The organism is Ramlibacter pinisoli, assembly GCF_009758015.1.
GTDB lineage: Bacteria > Pseudomonadota > Gammaproteobacteria > Burkholderiales > Burkholderiaceae_C > Ramlibacter > Ramlibacter pinisoli.
Map to the genome: position 1 here is coordinate 467,047 of NZ_WSEL01000009.1, position 15,330 is coordinate 482,376.

Annotated in this window: 12 protein-coding genes; all 12 read left to right on the forward strand. The window is 70.0% G+C overall.

The features are described 5' to 3' along the window. Nucleotides 1–58: 58 nt before the first annotated feature. The 12 genes from GON04_RS16765 (at nucleotide 59) to treZ (ending at nucleotide 15,325) form a co-directional block, all read left to right on the forward strand. On the forward strand, nucleotides 59–535 hold the full coding sequence (locus tag GON04_RS16765; RefSeq protein ID WP_157399195.1) for a flavodoxin domain-containing protein: 477 nt from the start codon (nucleotides 59–61) through the stop codon (nucleotides 533–535). 133 nt (nucleotides 536–668) lie between these two features. Then, nucleotides 669–2,243: a benzoate-CoA ligase family protein gene (locus GON04_RS16770; protein ID WP_157399196.1), complete on the forward strand. Its 1,575-nt coding sequence runs from the start codon at nucleotides 669–671 to the stop codon at nucleotides 2,241–2,243. A gap of 112 nt (nucleotides 2,244–2,355) precedes the next feature. After that, nucleotides 2,356–3,543 carry an ABC transporter substrate-binding protein gene (locus tag GON04_RS16775; RefSeq protein ID WP_157399197.1) on the forward strand — a complete coding sequence of 396 codons (1,188 nt, stop codon included), beginning with the start codon at nucleotides 2,356–2,358 and terminating at the stop codon, nucleotides 3,541–3,543. Between the two features lie 61 nt (nucleotides 3,544–3,604). Next, nucleotides 3,605–4,222: a LysE family translocator gene (locus tag GON04_RS16780; RefSeq protein WP_157399198.1), complete on the forward strand. Its 618-nt coding sequence runs from the start codon at nucleotides 3,605–3,607 to the stop codon at nucleotides 4,220–4,222. Then, nucleotides 4,222–5,085 carry a branched-chain amino acid ABC transporter permease gene (locus tag GON04_RS16785; protein WP_157399199.1) on the forward strand — a complete coding sequence of 288 codons (864 nt, stop codon included), beginning with the start codon at nucleotides 4,222–4,224 and terminating at the stop codon, nucleotides 5,083–5,085. Before GON04_RS16780 ends, GON04_RS16785 begins: the two co-directional genes overlap by 1 nt. Before the next feature lie 34 nt (nucleotides 5,086–5,119). Then, on the forward strand, nucleotides 5,120–6,139 hold the full coding sequence (locus GON04_RS16790) for a branched-chain amino acid ABC transporter permease (protein WP_157399200.1): 1,020 nt from the start codon (nucleotides 5,120–5,122) through the stop codon (nucleotides 6,137–6,139). A 58-nt stretch (nucleotides 6,140–6,197) separates the two neighbouring features. After that, nucleotides 6,198–6,953 (forward strand): ABC transporter ATP-binding protein, encoded by a 756-nt coding sequence (locus GON04_RS16795; RefSeq protein WP_157399201.1) that lies wholly within the window; start codon nucleotides 6,198–6,200, stop codon nucleotides 6,951–6,953. Between the two features lies 1 nt (nucleotide 6,954). Beyond that, nucleotides 6,955–7,671, forward strand: coding sequence for an ABC transporter ATP-binding protein (locus GON04_RS16800; RefSeq protein WP_157399202.1), 717 nt, complete (start codon nucleotides 6,955–6,957; stop codon nucleotides 7,669–7,671). A 413-nt stretch (nucleotides 7,672–8,084) separates the two neighbouring features. Continuing rightward, the gene (gene glgB / locus GON04_RS16805; protein ID WP_157399203.1) at nucleotides 8,085–9,998 is read left to right on the forward strand and encodes a 1,4-alpha-glucan branching protein GlgB; all 1,914 of its coding nucleotides are present in this window, start codon (nucleotides 8,085–8,087) and stop codon (nucleotides 9,996–9,998) included. 25 nt (nucleotides 9,999–10,023) lie between these two features. After that, on the forward strand, nucleotides 10,024–11,313 hold the full coding sequence (locus GON04_RS16810) for a glucose-1-phosphate adenylyltransferase (RefSeq protein WP_157399204.1): 1,290 nt from the start codon (nucleotides 10,024–10,026) through the stop codon (nucleotides 11,311–11,313). Continuing rightward, on the forward strand, nucleotides 11,310–13,472 hold the full coding sequence (gene glgX, locus GON04_RS16815; protein WP_157399205.1) for a glycogen debranching protein GlgX: 2,163 nt from the start codon (nucleotides 11,310–11,312) through the stop codon (nucleotides 13,470–13,472). Before GON04_RS16810 ends, glgX begins: the two co-directional genes overlap by 4 nt. After that, the gene (gene treZ, locus GON04_RS16820; protein ID WP_338050991.1) at nucleotides 13,469–15,325 is read left to right on the forward strand and encodes a malto-oligosyltrehalose trehalohydrolase; all 1,857 of its coding nucleotides are present in this window, start codon (nucleotides 13,469–13,471) and stop codon (nucleotides 15,323–15,325) included. The genes glgX and treZ overlap by 4 nt, the downstream gene beginning before the upstream one ends. Nucleotides 15,326–15,330 lie beyond the last annotated feature (5 nt).

The following is a 15,330-nucleotide window of genomic DNA, read 5'->3' on the forward strand; positions in this document are numbered from 1 at the left end:
ATTGCAGTATACTTCCGTCCATCGACATGTCAAGCAGTTTACTGCATGTGAGGCCTTCATGAAGCTCAAGATCCTCGTCGGCACCATGACCAGCACCGCCGACTACGTGGCGCAGGCGATCCAGATGGATTGCGCCGACCTGGTCGAGGACATCGAGGTGCAGCTGATGGACGGCCTGGACATCTCCGCCTTCGACGAGGCGGATGCGCTATATCTCATCTGCAGCTCCACCTACGGCTCGGGCGACGTACCGGACAACGCGCGCAACCTCTACGAGTCGCTCGATGCCACGCCGCGCTTCCTCGGCCACGTGCGCTATGGCGTCATCGCGCTCGGCGATCGCACCTACCTGCAGACCTTCTGTTTCGGCGGCAAGAAGTTCGACGAGCGCCTGCAGGGACTGGGCGCGCAGCGCATCGGCGACGTCTGGTGCCACGACGCCAGCGCGGGCACCATGCCCGAGGAGGAAGGCACCGCCTGGTGCCGCCAGTGGCTGACGCAGGCCCTGGCCGCGGAGCAGGCGCAGGCGGCCTGAACCGACCGCCGGAGGCGCTCGGCAACGGGAGATGGATGCCGGCTCAAGCCCGGCATGACGCCAGGGGTGTGAAGTGCGTCGGTCCGGCATGGTGACGACGATGGGAACGCAGAACACAACGAGGAGACCGGCCATGCGCCTGAGCCACGCCGACCACAGCACCAGCCCGCCTCGGCTGGACATCCCGCGCGACTACAACGCCGCGCACGACCTGCTGGAACGCAACGCAAGCCGCGCCGCCAAGGTGGCGTTCATCGACGCCGCGTCGGGCGCCACCCTCACCTACGGGCAGCTCGCCGACCAGGCCCACCGGCTGGCCAATGCCTTGCGGGCGCGCGGCCTGCGCCCCGAGTCGCGGGTGCTGCTGGCAATGCTGGACACGCCCGAATGGCCGGTGGTCTTCCTCGGCTGCATCCTGGCCGGCGTGGTGCCGGTGGCGGCCAACACGCTGCTCACGCCGCAGGACTTCGAGTTCATGCTGCGCGACTCGCGCGCCCAGGCGCTGTTCGTCTCGCAGGCGCTGCGGCCCGCCTTCGACGGCGTGGTCGAGCGGGCTGCGTCGCTGCAGGCCGTCTTCGTCGCCGGCGGCGAAGGCCCGGACTCCGTGGCCGGCCTGGTCGCCGCCGGATCGGGCGAGCGCCGGGTAGCCGACACCGGCGCCGACGAACCCTGCTTCTGGCTCTATTCGAGCGGCTCCACCGGCACGCCCAAGGGCACGGTGCACCTGCATGCCCACCTGGTGCAGACCGCCGAGCTGTACGGCCGTGCGGTGCTCGGCATCCGCGAGGACGACGTCGTTTTCTCCGCGGCCAAGCTGTTCTTCGCCTACGGCCTGGGCAACGCCCTCACCTTCCCGATGAGCGTCGGCGCCACCGCCGTGCTGCTGCCCTCGCGCCCCACCCCGGCGGACGTGTTCGGCGTGCTGGCGAGATACCAGCCCACCATCTTCTACGGCGTGCCCACGCTCTACGCCGCCCTGCTGGCCCACCCGGCCGCGCCGTCGAAGGCGCAGCTGCGGCTGCGCGTGTGCACCAGCGCCGGCGAGGCGCTGCCGGCCGACATCGGCAGGCGGTGGACGCAGGCCTACGGCTGCGAGATCCTGGACGGCATCGGCTCCACCGAGATGCTGCACATCTTCCTGTCGAACCGGCCCGGCCGGGTGCGCTACGGCACCACCGGCCAGCCGGTGCCCGGGTACGAGCTGCGCATCGTCGGCGACGACGGCCGCGAGTGCGGCCCCGGCGAGATCGGCGAGCTGCAGATCAGCGGCCCCAGCGCGGCCCTGATGTACTGGAACAACCGGGCCAAGACCAAGGCCACCTTCGCCGGCGAGTGGACCCGCAGCGGCGACAAGTACACGCGTGACGCCGACGGCTACTACACCTACGGCGGCCGCAGCGACGACATGCTCAAGGTGGGCGGCATCTACGTGTCGCCGTTCGAGGTCGAGGCCTGCCTCGGCACGCACCCGGCGGTGCTCGAGGCGGCCGTGATCGGCGTGGCCGACAGCGACCAGTTGGTCAAGCCCAAGGCCTACGTGGTGCTCAAGCCCGGCCAGTCGGCCAGCGAGGAGCAGCTGCAGCAGCACGTGAAGAACCAGCTCGCGCCGTACAAGTACCCGCGCTGGATCGCGTTCGTGCCCGAGCTGCCCAAGACGGCCACCGGCAAGATCCAGCGCTTCAAGCTGCGCGCCGCCGCCGGCGCCTGACACGCGCCGCGCGCGCCGCCCAAATCCGGGTAAGTCATGTGGCGTGCCCGGCCGGGATCAGGTACAAATCCTTTAAGCCTAAACTAAATCCGGAATCCAGGAGAGCCACGCCATGTCCACCCGCCGTCTCGTCCTCGCCCGCAGCGCCGCCGTCGTCGGCGCCGCATCCACCGGCCTGCTGCTGCCGCAGATCGTGCGCGCGCAGTCCAGCAAGGTGCGCGTGGGCTTCATGCTGCCCTACACCGGCACCTTCGCGCAGCTGGGCGTCGCGATCGAGAACGGCGTGCGCATGGCCATCGGCGAGAGGGGCGGCAAGCTCGGCGGACGCGACATCGAGTGGTTCAAGGTCGACGACGAATCCGAGCCGTCCAAGGGCGTCGAGAACGCCAACCGCCTCGTGCAGCGCGACAAGGTCGACGTGCTGATCGGCACCGTCCACTCGGGCGTGCAGATGGGCATCCAGCGCGTCGCGCGCGAATCGGGCGTGCTCAACCTCATCCCCAATGCCGGCGTCCACGCCGCCACGCGCGCCCTGTGCGCGCCCAACGTGTTCCGCACCTCGTTCACCAACAGCCAGCCCACGCTGGCCCTGGGCAAGCCCATGGTCGACAAGGGCCTGAAGAAGGCCGTCTGGATCACCTGGAAGTACGCCGCCGGCGACGAGGCCTTCGAGGGCTTCAAGGACAGCTACACCAAGGCGGGCGGCACCATCGTCAAGGAACTGGGCCTGCCCTTCCCGAACGTCGAATTCCAGGCCCTGCTTACCGAGATCGCCTCGCTCAAGCCCGATGCCGTGGCCTGCTTCTTCGCCGGCGGCGGCGCCGCCAAGTTCATCCGCGACTACGCGGCGGCCGGCCTGAAGGACAAGATCCCGCTGTGGGGGTCGGGCTTCCTCACCGAAGGCGTGCTCGATGCGGCCGGCCCCGCGGCCGACGGCATCATGACCACCATGCACTACAGCGACTCGCTGGACACGCCGCGCAACAACCAGTTCCGCCTCGAATACGCCAAGGCCTTCCGCATGCAGCCCGACGTCTACGCCGTCCAGGGCTACGACACCGGCCTGCTGCTCGCGCAGGGCGCCGCCGCCGTCAAGGGCGACATCGGCAACAAGCAGGCCCTGTACAAGGCGCTGGAGACCCAGACCATCGACAGCCCGCGCGGCAAGTGGAGCATGAGCAAGGCGCACAACCCGGTGCAGGACATCTACCTGCGCCGCGTCGAGAACAAGGAAAACAAGGTGATCGGCGTGGCGGCCAAGGCGCTGGCCGATTCCGGCGCCGGCTGCAAGATCGCCTGACCGGCACGCATCGTGCTGATGGGGGGGCGCGAGCCTCCCATTTTTTTGGCCGATCCGCCCGATGACTTCCTCGACCTACCTGATCTACCTCGCCGCGGTGGCGCTGCTGGTCGTCACGCCCGGCCCCACGCTGCTGATGTGCGTCAGCAACGCCCTCCACCACGGGCCGGCGCGCGCGCTGGCCTCGGCGGCCGGTGCGCTCGCGGCCAGCCTGGGCATCATGGCCCTGTCGGCCGCGGGCCTGGGCGCACTGCTGGCCGCGTCCGAGGCGGCCTTCACCGTGCTCAAGGTGGCCGGCGCCTGCTACCTGGTGTGGCTGGGCATCCGCACCTTCCGCGGCACCGGCGCGCTGGCCGAAGCCGCGCCCGCGCCGGCCGGCCGCTCGCTGTTCGTGCAGGGCCTGCTGGTGGGTGCGAGCAACCCCAAGGCGCTGCTGTTCTTCTCGGCCTTCTTCCCGCAGTTCATCGACCCGGCCGCGCCGGTGCCGCCGCAGTTCGCGCTGCTGGCCGGCACCTTCGTTGCCACCGACTTCCTGATGCTGGTGGCCGCGGCCTTCGGGGTCGGCCGCATCGCCGGCTGGCTGCGGCAGGCGCGCGTGGTGCGCTGGATCGACCGCGTCTGTGGCGGCCTGTTCGCGCTCCTGGGCACCGCCCTGCTCTTCACCCGCCGCGGCACCTGATGGACTTCGCCAACTTCCTCATCCAGCTGCTCAACAGCGTGCAGTACGGGCTGCTGCTGTTCATGCTGGCCGCCGGCCTCACGCTGATCTTCGGGATCATGGGCGTGGTCAACCTGGCGCACGGCAGCTTCTACATGCTGGGCGCCTACCTCGCCTGGTCGCTCTCCGCGCGCCTGGGCAGCCTCACGCTGGCGCTGCTGGCCGGCGCCGTGATCGCGGTGGCGTTCGGCCTGCTGCTGGAGCACCTGCTGTTCCGCCACTTCTACCAGCGCGACCACCTCGACCAGGTCCTGCTCACGTTCGGCCTGATCTACGTCTTCGAGGAACTGCGCTCCATCCTGTGGGGGGACGACGTGCACGGCGTCGACATCCCGCAGGCGCTGGCCGCCTCGCTCCCGCTCACCGACAACCTGTCGTACCCGGTCTACCGGCTGGTCATGTCGGGCGTGTGCGTCGCGCTGGCGCTGGGGCTGTACCTGCTCATCTCGAAGACGCGGCTGGGCATGAAGATCCGCGCCGGCGCCTTCAACCACGCCATGGCCGAGGCCCTGGGCATCAACATCAAGCGCATCCACGCGGTGGTGTTCGCGCTCGGCGTGGCGCTGGCGGCCATCGCCGGCATGATCGCCGCGCCGGTCTCCAGCGTGTACCCGAACATGGGCTCGCAGGTGCTGATCATGTGCTTCGTGGTGGTGGTCATCGGCGGCATCGGCTCGGTGCGCGGCGCCCTCATCGCCGCCCTGCTGGTGGGCACCGTCGACACCTTCGGCAAGGTGCTGCTGCCGCAGGTGGCCGGCATGCTGGTCTACATGCTGATGGCGGTGGTGCTGCTGTGGAAGCCAGAAGGACTGTTCAAGCAATGACCGCGCCCGTCATCTGCGGGACCGGGGGCCGGACATGAGCCTCGCCCAGTCCCGCCTCGAAGTGCTGCCGCGCAGCCTGCAGGTGCTGCTCGCCCTCGGGCTGGTGGCGCTGGTGGCCTGCCCCTTCGTCACCACCGACTTCTACGCCCAGATGGTCGCCCGGATGATGATCCTGGCCATCTTCGCGATGAGCCTGGACCTGCTGCAGGGCGTCACCGGCCTGGTGTCCCTGGGCCACGCCGCGTTCTTCGGCCTCGGCGGCTACGCGCTGTCGCTGGTGTCCTCGGACGCCGGCGCGGTCAGCCTGTGGTGGACGCTGCCGCTGGCGGTGGCGGTGGCAGCGCTGTTCGCGCTGGTCATCGGCTTCTTCGTGGTCCGCACCCACGGCATCTACTTCATCATGGTCACGATGGCATTCGCCCAGATGTTGTTCTACCTGGTGTTCGACAACAAGGACCTGCGGATCGCCGGCCTGTCGCTGCGGCTGGGCGGCTCCGACGGCATCTACATCAACTTCAAGCCGGACGCGGGCCTGGTCGACCTGGAGAACAAGACCGTCTTCTACTACTTCACCCTGGCTTGCCTGCTGGCGGTGTACGCCTTCCTGCGCCGCCTGCTCTGGAGCCCGTTCGGCCGCGTGCTGGCCGGCATCCGCGTCAATGAGCACCGCATGCGGGCTCTGGGTTACGGCACCTTCGGCTACAAGCTGGCCGCCTTCACGCTGGCCGGCGCGCTGGCCGGCTTGGCCGGCTACCTGTGGGGCGCGCAGACCGGCTTCATGAACCCCGAGCTGCTCGGGTTCCACATGAGCGCGCACGCCATCATGATGGTCATCCTCGGCGGCATGGGCAACTTCGCCGGCGCCATCGCCGGGGCCTTCGCCTTCGAGTACCTCCTGCACGTCTTCAAGGACCTGCCGACGATCGGCGGCTTCAACACCGGCAAGCACTGGCAGCTCTGGATCGGCCTGTTCATCGTGGTGGTGGTGGCGTTCGCGCCGCGCGGCCTGCTGGGCGTGGCCGAGCGGCTGCTGCGCCGCAGGGAGGCACCATGAGCCGCCCGGCCGCTCCGACGGCTCATGGCACCGCAGCGCATGGCGCGGAGGTCGTCCAATGAGCGACGGCACAGTGCTGGTGCAGGCGCGCCAGCTCACCAAGCGCTTCGGCGGCCTGGCGGCCGTGCACGACGTCTCGCTCGAGCTCTGGCTGGGCCGCATCCATGCGGTGATCGGCCCCAACGGCGCCGGCAAGTCGACGTTGACCAATTTGCTTTCGGGCGACCTGCCGCCCACCACCGGCAGCGTCAGCCTCGCCGGCACCGAGATCACCGGCCGCACCCCGGAGGCCATCTCGCGCGCCGGCCTGGGCCGCAGCTACCAGAAGACCAACATCTTCCTGCCGTTCACCGTCTGGGAGAACGTGCGGCTGGCCGCGCAGTCGCGCGCCCAGCACCCGGCCAGCTGGCTGCGCCGCGCCACCGCGTTCGCCGGCACCAACGAGCGGGCCGAGCGGGCGCTGGAGCTCGCCGGCCTGGCGCCGCGCCGCGATGCCATCGCGGGCACCATCAGCCACGGCGAGCAGCGCCAGCTCGAGATCGCCATGACCCTGGCCACCGCGCCGCGGGTGCTGCTGCTCGACGAACCCCTGGCCGGCATGGGCACCGCCGAGGCCGAGCGCATGGTCGACCTGCTGCAGCGGCTGAAGGACGCCCACGCCATGCTGCTCGTCGAACACGACATGGACGCCGTCTTCGCGCTGGCCGATCGCCTGACCGTCATGGTCGACGGGAAGGTCATCGCCTCCGGCACGCCGCCCGAGATCCGCCACGACGCAGGCGTGCGGGCCGCCTACCTGGGCGAGGAACACTGAGATGGCGGCGCCCCTGCTGATCGAGGCCCGCGGCCTGCACACCTACTACGGCCAGAGCCACATCCTGCGCGGCATCGACTTCCACGTCGCGCGCGGCGAGACCATCGGCCTCATGGGCCGCAACGGCATGGGCAAGAGCACCCTGCTCAAGACCCTCGTGGGGCTGGTGCGCCCGCGCACGGGGTCGGTGCAGGTGATGGGCCAGGACATGACCCGGCGCCCGACGTACGAGATCGCCCAGGCGGGCGTGGCCTACGTGCCCGAGGGGCGCGGCATCTTCGGCAACCTGTCGGTGGTCGAGAACCTGAGGATGGCGGCCCGCCCCGGCAGCCGCGGCCAGCGCGACTGGACCTACGAGCGGGTGCTGGAGACCTTCCCGCGGCTGGCCGAGCGCCTGGCGCACGGCGGCCAGCAACTGTCCGGCGGCGAGCAGCAGATGCTCACCATCGGCCGCGCGTTGATGACCAACCCCGACGTGCTCATCCTCGACGAAGCCACCGAAGGGCTGGCCCCGCTCATCGCACGCGAGATCTGGCGCATCTGTGCCGTCATCCGTGAATCCGGCATCTCGACGGTCATCGTCGACAAGAACTGGAAGCACGTCACGCAGCTGACCAACCGCAACCTCATCCTGGTCAAGGGTGAGGTCGTGTTCAGCGGCACGTCCGACGAATTGCGGGCGCATCCCGAGGTCCTGGCCCAGCATCTGGGCGTGTAAGGGCCGGGGCATTGCGGGCACGCCCCGCAATCTGTCCCTACTTCCGTCATTGCGGGCTTGACCCGCAATCCATCTCCCACGCCAGGCCTGGACGCGTCCGGATTGCGGAGATGGATGCTGGGTCGAGCCCGGCATGACGACGGTTGTTGCGGAGCTCGGGACCGGCATGACGACCGTTGTTGCGGAGTTCGAGCCCGGCATGACAACCGCCATGGCGGGGTCCTCTCCTTGTCAGCCTCCAGCCCACTGCTGACTTCCTTTTCCGCTTCCTGCTGAGCGGCCGCCCAGCCCGCCGCGACGTCGGCGCAATCGGCGCCCGGGTGTAGGTGTCGGCCTACGGTGTTTGGCCCGTGCATCCTTCATTCTGGTGATGGACGAGGACCCAGAATTTTTCCTCACGCAAGTTACGGAACATGACGGCCACACCGACTCATCGAGGCGACCTGCCGAACGCTGCCGTGGGCAGCATCTCCGGCCCCGGCGCCCCACGGCCGAGCCACCATTTCCGCCAGTACGACGTGATGGGCGCCCATCTCGACGGCAGCGGCACGCGCTTCACGGTCTGGGCCCCGAATGCGCTCAGCGTCTGCGTCGCCGGCAGCTTCAACGGCTGGCACGGCGAGTCGCTGGAACGCATCGACGACGGCAGCGGGCTGTGGCACGGTCGCGTCGAGGGGGCACGGGCCGGTGACTATTACAAGTACCGCATCCAGGGCGCGCACGGCGGCTGGATGGACAAGGCCGACCCGTACGCGATGCGCTGCGAGCACCCGCCCGGCACGGCGTCCCAGATCTGGGAGCTGTCGCACGGCTGGGGCGACCGCGAGTGGATGGCGCAGCGCGGCCAGCGCCAGTCGCACCGGGCCCCGATGTCCATCTACGAGGTGCACCTCGGCTCGTGGCAGCGCGAGGAAGACGGGCGCATGCTCAACTACCGCGACATCGCGGTGCGCCTGGCCTCGCACTGCCGTGCCATGGGCTTCACGCACGTGGAGCTGATGCCGGTCGCCGAGCACCCGTTCTACGGTTCCTGGGGCTACCAGACCACCGGCTATTTCGCGCCGACGGCACGCTACGGCACGCCGCAGGACCTGATGGTGATGGTCGACACGCTGCACCAGCATGGCATCGGCGTCCTGCTCGACTGGGTGGGTTCGCACTTCCCGGCCGACTGGCATGCGCTGGCCCAGTTCGACGGCACCGCGCTGTACGAGCACCAGGACCCGCGGCTGGGCTACCACCCGCAGTGGAACAGCCTGATCTTCAACTACGGCCGCTACGAGGTGCGCGACTTCCTGATCAGCAATGCGCTGTTCTGGCTGGAGAAGTACCACTTCGACGGCCTGCGCGTGGACGCCGTCGCATCGATGCTGTACCTGGACTTCGCCCGCGAGCCCGGCCAGTGGATCCCGAACCAGTTCGGCGGCAATCAGAACCTGGAGGCCGTGCGCTTCCTGCAGGACCTCAACAGCGCCGTCTACGCCCAGTTCCCGGACGTGCATGTCATCGCCGAGGAATCCACCGCCTGGGCCGGCGTGTCGCGCCCGGTGCACCACGGCGGCCTGGGCTTCGGCATGAAGTGGAACATGGGCTGGATGAACGACACGCTGCGCTACATCGCGCGGCCGCACTTCTACCGGCGCTGGCATGGCGACGACATCCGCTTCTCCTCGGTCTACGCCTTCAACGAGAACTTCGTCCTGCCGCTCTCGCATGACGAGGTCGTCTACGGCAAGGGCAGCCTGCTGGGCCGCCAGCCCGGCGACGAATGGCAACGCTTCGCGGGCCTGCGCTGCCTGTACGGCCTGATGTGGACACACCCGGGCAAGAAGCTGCTGTTCATGGGCGGCGAGTTCGGCCAGCTGCAGGAGTGGCACCACGAGCGCACGCTCGACTGGCACCTGTGGGCGCGGCCCCTGCACGCCGGCGTGGCGCGCTGGGTGGCGGACCTGAACGCGGCCTACCGCTCGCTGCCTGCACTGCACGTGAACGATTTCGACGCCGAGGGCTTCGGCTGGCTGCCGGTGGACACCGGCGAGCCGCAGACGGTGCTGGCCTTCGTGCGCCGCGGCGCGCCCGGCGACGCGCCGGTGGTCGCCCTGTGCAACATGACGGCCGAGCCGCGCGTCGCGCTGCGCGTCGGCCTGCCCTGCGCCGGCGCCTGGCGCGAACTGCTCAACAGCGACGCGACCGGCTATGGCGGCAGCGGCATGGGCAACCTCGGCCGCGTGGACGCCACCGACACCCCGCTGGCGGACTGCCCCGCCAGCGCCACGCTCACCCTGCCCCCCCTGGCCACCCTGGTCCTGGTGGCGCAAGCCAATTGACAGAGCCCGTTCTGGAGGAGAACACATGCCCGATCACCGCAACGTCCTGGCCTTCGTGATGGCCGGCGGAGAAGGTTCCCGCCTGCACCCGCTGACCGCCGAGCGCTGCAAACCCGCCGTTCCCTTCAACGGCAAGCACCGGATCGTGGACTTCGTCCTGTCCAACCTGGTGAACTCGGAGATCTATTCGGTCTACATGCTGGTGCAGTACAAGTCGCAGTCGCTCATCGAGCACGTGCGCCAGACCTGGACCATGGCGCGCTTCATGCCGCAGCACTTCATCACCTGCGTGCCGCCCCAGATGCGCAACGGCCCCGAGTGGTTCCAGGGCACGGCCGACGCGGTGTTCCAGAACATCCACCTGATCGAGACCATGAAGCCGGACCTGGTGGCGGTGTTCGGCGCCGACCACATCTACCGCATGGACGTGCGGCAGATGATCGACTTCCACATCCAGAGCGGCGCCGCCGCCAGCGTGGCCACCCTGCCGGTGCGCCTGTCGCAGAGCGACCAGTTCGGCATCGTCGACATCGACGACAACAACCGCATCGTCGACTTCAAGGAAAAGCCCTCCACCTGCGACCCGATGCCGGGCAGCACCACCCATGCGCTGGGCTCCATGGGCAACTACATCTTCAACGCCGACGTCCTGCTCGAGCAGCTGCGAAAGATGCACGAGAACGGCACCAGCGACTTCGGCAAGCACATCCTGCCGTCGATGGTGAAGAGCCACAAGCTGGTGGCCTACGACTTCGACACCAACCACATCCCCGGCACCGAGCCCTACGAGGAGCACGGCTACTGGCGCGACGTGGGCACCATCGACGCCTACTTCGACGCCCACTTCGACACGCTGGGTGCGGCGCCCAAGTTCCGCATGACCAACGCCCGCTGGCCGATCTACGCCAGCCCCGACCAGGCCGAGTCGGCCCAGATCGAGAACGGCGTCATCAACCGCTCGGTGGTGGGCTCCGGCAGCATCATCGACGGCGCCTCGCTCGACCACGCGATGCTGCGCCGCTCGGTGCTGGTCGAACGCGGCGCCCGCCTGGAGCACTGCATCGTGATGGAGCACTCGCGCATCGGCCGCGGGGCGCAGGTGCGGCGCGCCATCGTCGACCAGGACAACGACGTGCCGGCCGGCGAGCGCATCGGCTTCGACCTGGCGCACGACCGCAAGCGCTTCCACGTCACCGACAGCGGCATCGTGGTGGTGCCGGCGGGCTACTTCCATCCCGGCGCCAAGCACCATGCCCACCCCGCCGCCCGGCCCGCCGTGCGCACCGGCAAGGGCCGGCTGGAGGTCGTTGCATGACGGCGCTGGCCGTCGCCGCACCTGCCCCGTCCTCCACCGAATCCCCGCTGCCGGACCACTGCGAGGCCGGCCGCCCCTGGCCACTCGGCGCCACGCTCACCGAACGGGGCGTCAACTTCGCGGTCTTCTCCAGCATCGCCGAGAAGGTGGAGATCTGCCTGTTCGACCGCACCGGCACCCGCGAGGTGCGGCGCTACGCCCTGCCCTGCCGCAGCGACGACATCTGGCACGGCCTGGTGCCGGGCCTGCCGGCCGGCACCCGCTACGGCCTGCGCGTGCACGGCCCCTACCATCCGCAGGACGGGCTGCGCTGCAACCCCAACAAGCTGCTGCTCGACCCCTACGCCCGGGCGCTCGACCGGCCGCTGCGCGGTGGCGCCTGGCAATACGCCTACACGCTCGGGGGGCCGGCGCGCGACCTGGCGATGGACACGGCGGACAACGGCGCCGGCGCAGCCAAGTGCGTGGTGCTGGACACCGGCTTCGACTGGGGCGACGACCGCCGCCCCGGCATCCCCCTGGAGGACACCGTCCTCTACGAAGTGCACGTGCGCGGCTTCACCCGCCTGATGGACGAGGTGCCGCACGGCCTGCACGGCACCTTCGCCGGGCTGGCCAGCGAACCGGCGCTGGCGCACCTGAAGTCGCTGGGCGTCACCTCGATCGAGCTGCTGCCGGTCCACGCCTTCAACGACGAGCGCCGCCTGATCGACCTGGGACTGGCCAACTACTGGGGCTACAACACCGTGGCCTTCTTCGCCCCGGAGCCACGCTACTGCGCCGGCGGCGACCCCAACGACTTCAAGCGCATGGTCAAGGCGCTGCATGCGGCGGGGCTGGAGGTCATCCTGGACGTGGTCTACAACCACAGCTGCGAGGGCAACCACCTGGGCCCCACCCTCTTCCTCAAGGGCATCGACAACCCGGCCTACTACCGGCTGGTGCCGGAAGAGCGGCGCTACTACGCCGACGTCACCGGCACCGGCAACACCCTGGACATCAGCCACCCGGCCACGCTGCGCCTGATGATGGACAGCCTGCGCTACTGGGTGGAAGAGATGCACGTGGATGGCTTCCGCTTCGACCTGGCGCCGGCCGTCGCGCGCAACGGGCAGTACGAATTCGACCACCGCTCGCCCTTCCTGGCCGCCGTGGCGCAGGACCCGGTGCTGCGGCAGGTCAAGCTGGTGGCCGAACCCTGGGACATCGGCGACAACGGCTACCAGGTCGGCGGCTTCCCGCCCGGCTGGTCGGAATGGAACGGGCGCTACCGCGACTCGGTGCGCGACTTCTGGCGCGGCACCGACGGCGCGGTGCAGGAGTTCGCGGCGCGGCTGGCGGGCTCGGCCGACATCTTCGGGCCCTCGCGCCGCCGGCCGTCGGCCAGCATCAACCTGGTGACGGTGCACGACGGCTTCACCCTGCACGACCTGGTGAGCTACAACGACAAGCACAACGAGGCCAATGCCGAGGACAACCGCGACGGCGAGAGCCACAACCGCAGCTGGAACTGCGGCGCCGAAGGCGAGACCGACGACGAGGACGTGCTGGTCCTGCGCGAGCGCCAGAAGCGCAACTTCCTGACCACCCTGTTCGTCTCGCGCGGGGTTCCGCTGCTGCTGGGCGGCGACGAGATGGGGCGCAGCCAGGGCGGCAACAACAACGCCTACTGCCAGGACAACCCGGTCAGCTGGTTCGACTGGAGCGAGGACCGTCGCGGCGATCCGCTGATCGAGTTCACCCGCCAGCTCATCGCGCTGCGGCGCGAACTGCCGGTGCTGCGCGACAACCGCTGGCCCTCTGGCCAGCCCGACGACGAGGACCGGCGCGACCTGGCCTGGTTCAGCGTATGGGGCCTGCCCATGACCGAGGAGGAGTGGACCAATCCCACGGTGCGCTGCATCGTCGCCCTGTTCGACGGCAAGTTCGCGCCGGTCGACGGCCGGCCAAGCCCCAGCGTGCTGCTGCTGTTCAACGCCTCCGACGAGGCGGTGACCTTCACCCTGCCCGAAGCGGCGGGCATCGCGCAGTGGCGGGTGCGCGTCGACACCGGCCAGGGCCACTTCGCCCAGCACGAGGCCGAGGCGGTGCAGCCGCAGGCCCAGATCGAGCTCGAGTCGCACGCCATGGCGGTCCTGGTGGAGGGGCAGCCCGCGTGACCGAACCGATGTCGCCGCGCTTCGGCGCGACCCTGCGCCCGCAAGGCGGCGTGGAGTTCTCCCTCTGGGGGCCGGCCGCGCGCGAGGCCCGCCTGGCCTTGTACGACGAAGTGGGCGCCAAGCCCACCCTGCTGGAAGCGCGGCGCGACGCCGAGGGCTGGTGGACCTGCCACGTGCCCGCGGCGGCGGCCGGCCAGCTGTACCACTGGCGCATCGACGACGAGCTCATGGTCCCGGACCCGGCCTCGCGCTGCAACCCGCACGGCGTCCACCAGCCCAGCATGGTGGTCGACCCGCAGGCGTTCGCCTGGGACGCCGGCTGGAGCGGCCGCCCGTGGCGCGACGTCGTGCTGTACGAACTGCACCTGGGCGCGTTCACGCCCGAGGGCACCTTCGATGCCGCCGCGGCGCGGCTGCCGGAGCTGGCCGCGCTGGGCATCACCGCCATCGAGCTGATGCCGCTGGCCGCCTTCCCGGGCCGCTTCGGCTGGGGCTACGACGGCGTGCTGCCGTTCGCGCCGCATGCCGCGTACGGCACGCCGCAGGAGCTCAAGGCCTTCATCCAGCAGGCGCACCGGCTGGGCCTGATGGTGTTCCTGGACGTCGTCTACAACCACTTCGGGCCGGAAGGCAACTACCTCCACCGCTACGCGCCGCAGTTCTTCTCGCGCACGCGCAGCAGCCCCTGGGGCGCGGCGATCAACTTCGACGGCCCCGGCAGCCGCTGGGTGCGCGAATTCTTCATCCGCAACGCGGTGCACTGGACCACCGAGTACCGGTTCGACGGCCTGCGGCTGGATGCCGTGCATGCGATCGCGGACGACAGCCGCCCGCACGTGCTCGAGGAGCTGTCGGCGCGGGTGCGCGCGGCGACGGCGGGCCGCCAGGTCCACCTGGTGCTGGAGAACGAGAACAACCAGCACCAACGGCTGGCCACCACGCCGGTTGCCGGCCGCTACGACGCGCAGTGGAACGACGACTTCCACCATGCGCTGCACGTCGCGCTGACCGGCGAGACCGGCGGCTACTACCACGACTATGGCGGCACGCCGGCCGAGCAGCCGCTGGACCTGCTGGCGCGCTGCCTCACGCACGGCATGCTGTTCGAGGACAGCCGGCGCAAGCCCGGCGGCGCCCGCGAGACACCGCGCGCCACGCCGGCGATCCCGCTCGGCACGCTGGTCAATTTCGCCCACAACCACGACCAGGTGGGCAACCGCGCGTTCGGCGAGCGGCTCGCCGTGCTGGCCGGACCGGACGCCGCCCCGCTCGCCACGCTGCTGGCCCTGCTCACGCCGGCAGTGCCCATGCTGTTCCTGGGCGAGGAATTCGGCAGCACCCATCCCTGGCTGTACTTCGCCGACTGGGAGGGCGACCTGAAGAAGGCGGTGCAGGAAGGCCGCCGGCGCGAGTTCGGGCATGTCAGCAAGACCGTCGACGGCCGGCCGCTGCCGCTGCCCGACCCGTGCAGCGCCGCGACCTTCGACGCCAGCCGTCCCGATCCCGCCGAGCGGTCCAGCCCGCAGGGACAGGCCTGGCTGGCCATGGTGCGCGAGGCACTGGCGGCGCGCAGGCGCTGGATCGCGCCGCGCCATGACCAGCTGCTGACCGGCCAGCACACCGCCCAGCGCGTCGGCCCGACCGGCATCGCCGTGCAGTGGCGTTACGCCGACGGCCAGGTGCTCGCCCTGGACATCAACCTCGGCGGCGAGGCGCTGCAGGCCCCCCCGCAACGGCCCGGCCCCGTCGAGGCGCAGGACGTGTTCCGGCACCGCTGGCCCGCGGACGCCTCCGCCGCGACCTGGCCCGCGTGGGCGGCGCGCTGGCGCATCGGACCCGACATCACGCAATGACATCC

Coding starts and splice junctions, on each gene's coding strand:
- GON04_RS16765 (WP_157399195.1), top strand. CDS start 59: ATGAAGCTCAAGATCCTCGTCGGCACCATGACCAGCACCGCCGACTAC.
- GON04_RS16770 (WP_157399196.1), top strand. CDS start 669: ATGCGCCTGAGCCACGCCGACCACAGCACCAGCCCGCCTCGGCTGGAC.
- GON04_RS16775 (WP_157399197.1), top strand. CDS start 2,356: ATGTCCACCCGCCGTCTCGTCCTCGCCCGCAGCGCCGCCGTCGTCGGC.
- GON04_RS16780 (WP_157399198.1), top strand. CDS start 3,605: ATGACTTCCTCGACCTACCTGATCTACCTCGCCGCGGTGGCGCTGCTG.
- GON04_RS16785 (WP_157399199.1), top strand. CDS start 4,222: ATGGACTTCGCCAACTTCCTCATCCAGCTGCTCAACAGCGTGCAGTAC.
- GON04_RS16790 (WP_157399200.1), top strand. CDS start 5,120: ATGAGCCTCGCCCAGTCCCGCCTCGAAGTGCTGCCGCGCAGCCTGCAG.
- GON04_RS16795 (WP_157399201.1), top strand. CDS start 6,198: ATGAGCGACGGCACAGTGCTGGTGCAGGCGCGCCAGCTCACCAAGCGC.
- GON04_RS16800 (WP_157399202.1), top strand. CDS start 6,955: ATGGCGGCGCCCCTGCTGATCGAGGCCCGCGGCCTGCACACCTACTAC.
- glgB (WP_157399203.1), top strand. CDS start 8,085: ATGACGGCCACACCGACTCATCGAGGCGACCTGCCGAACGCTGCCGTG.
- GON04_RS16810 (WP_157399204.1), top strand. CDS start 10,024: ATGCCCGATCACCGCAACGTCCTGGCCTTCGTGATGGCCGGCGGAGAA.
- glgX (WP_157399205.1), top strand. CDS start 11,310: ATGACGGCGCTGGCCGTCGCCGCACCTGCCCCGTCCTCCACCGAATCC.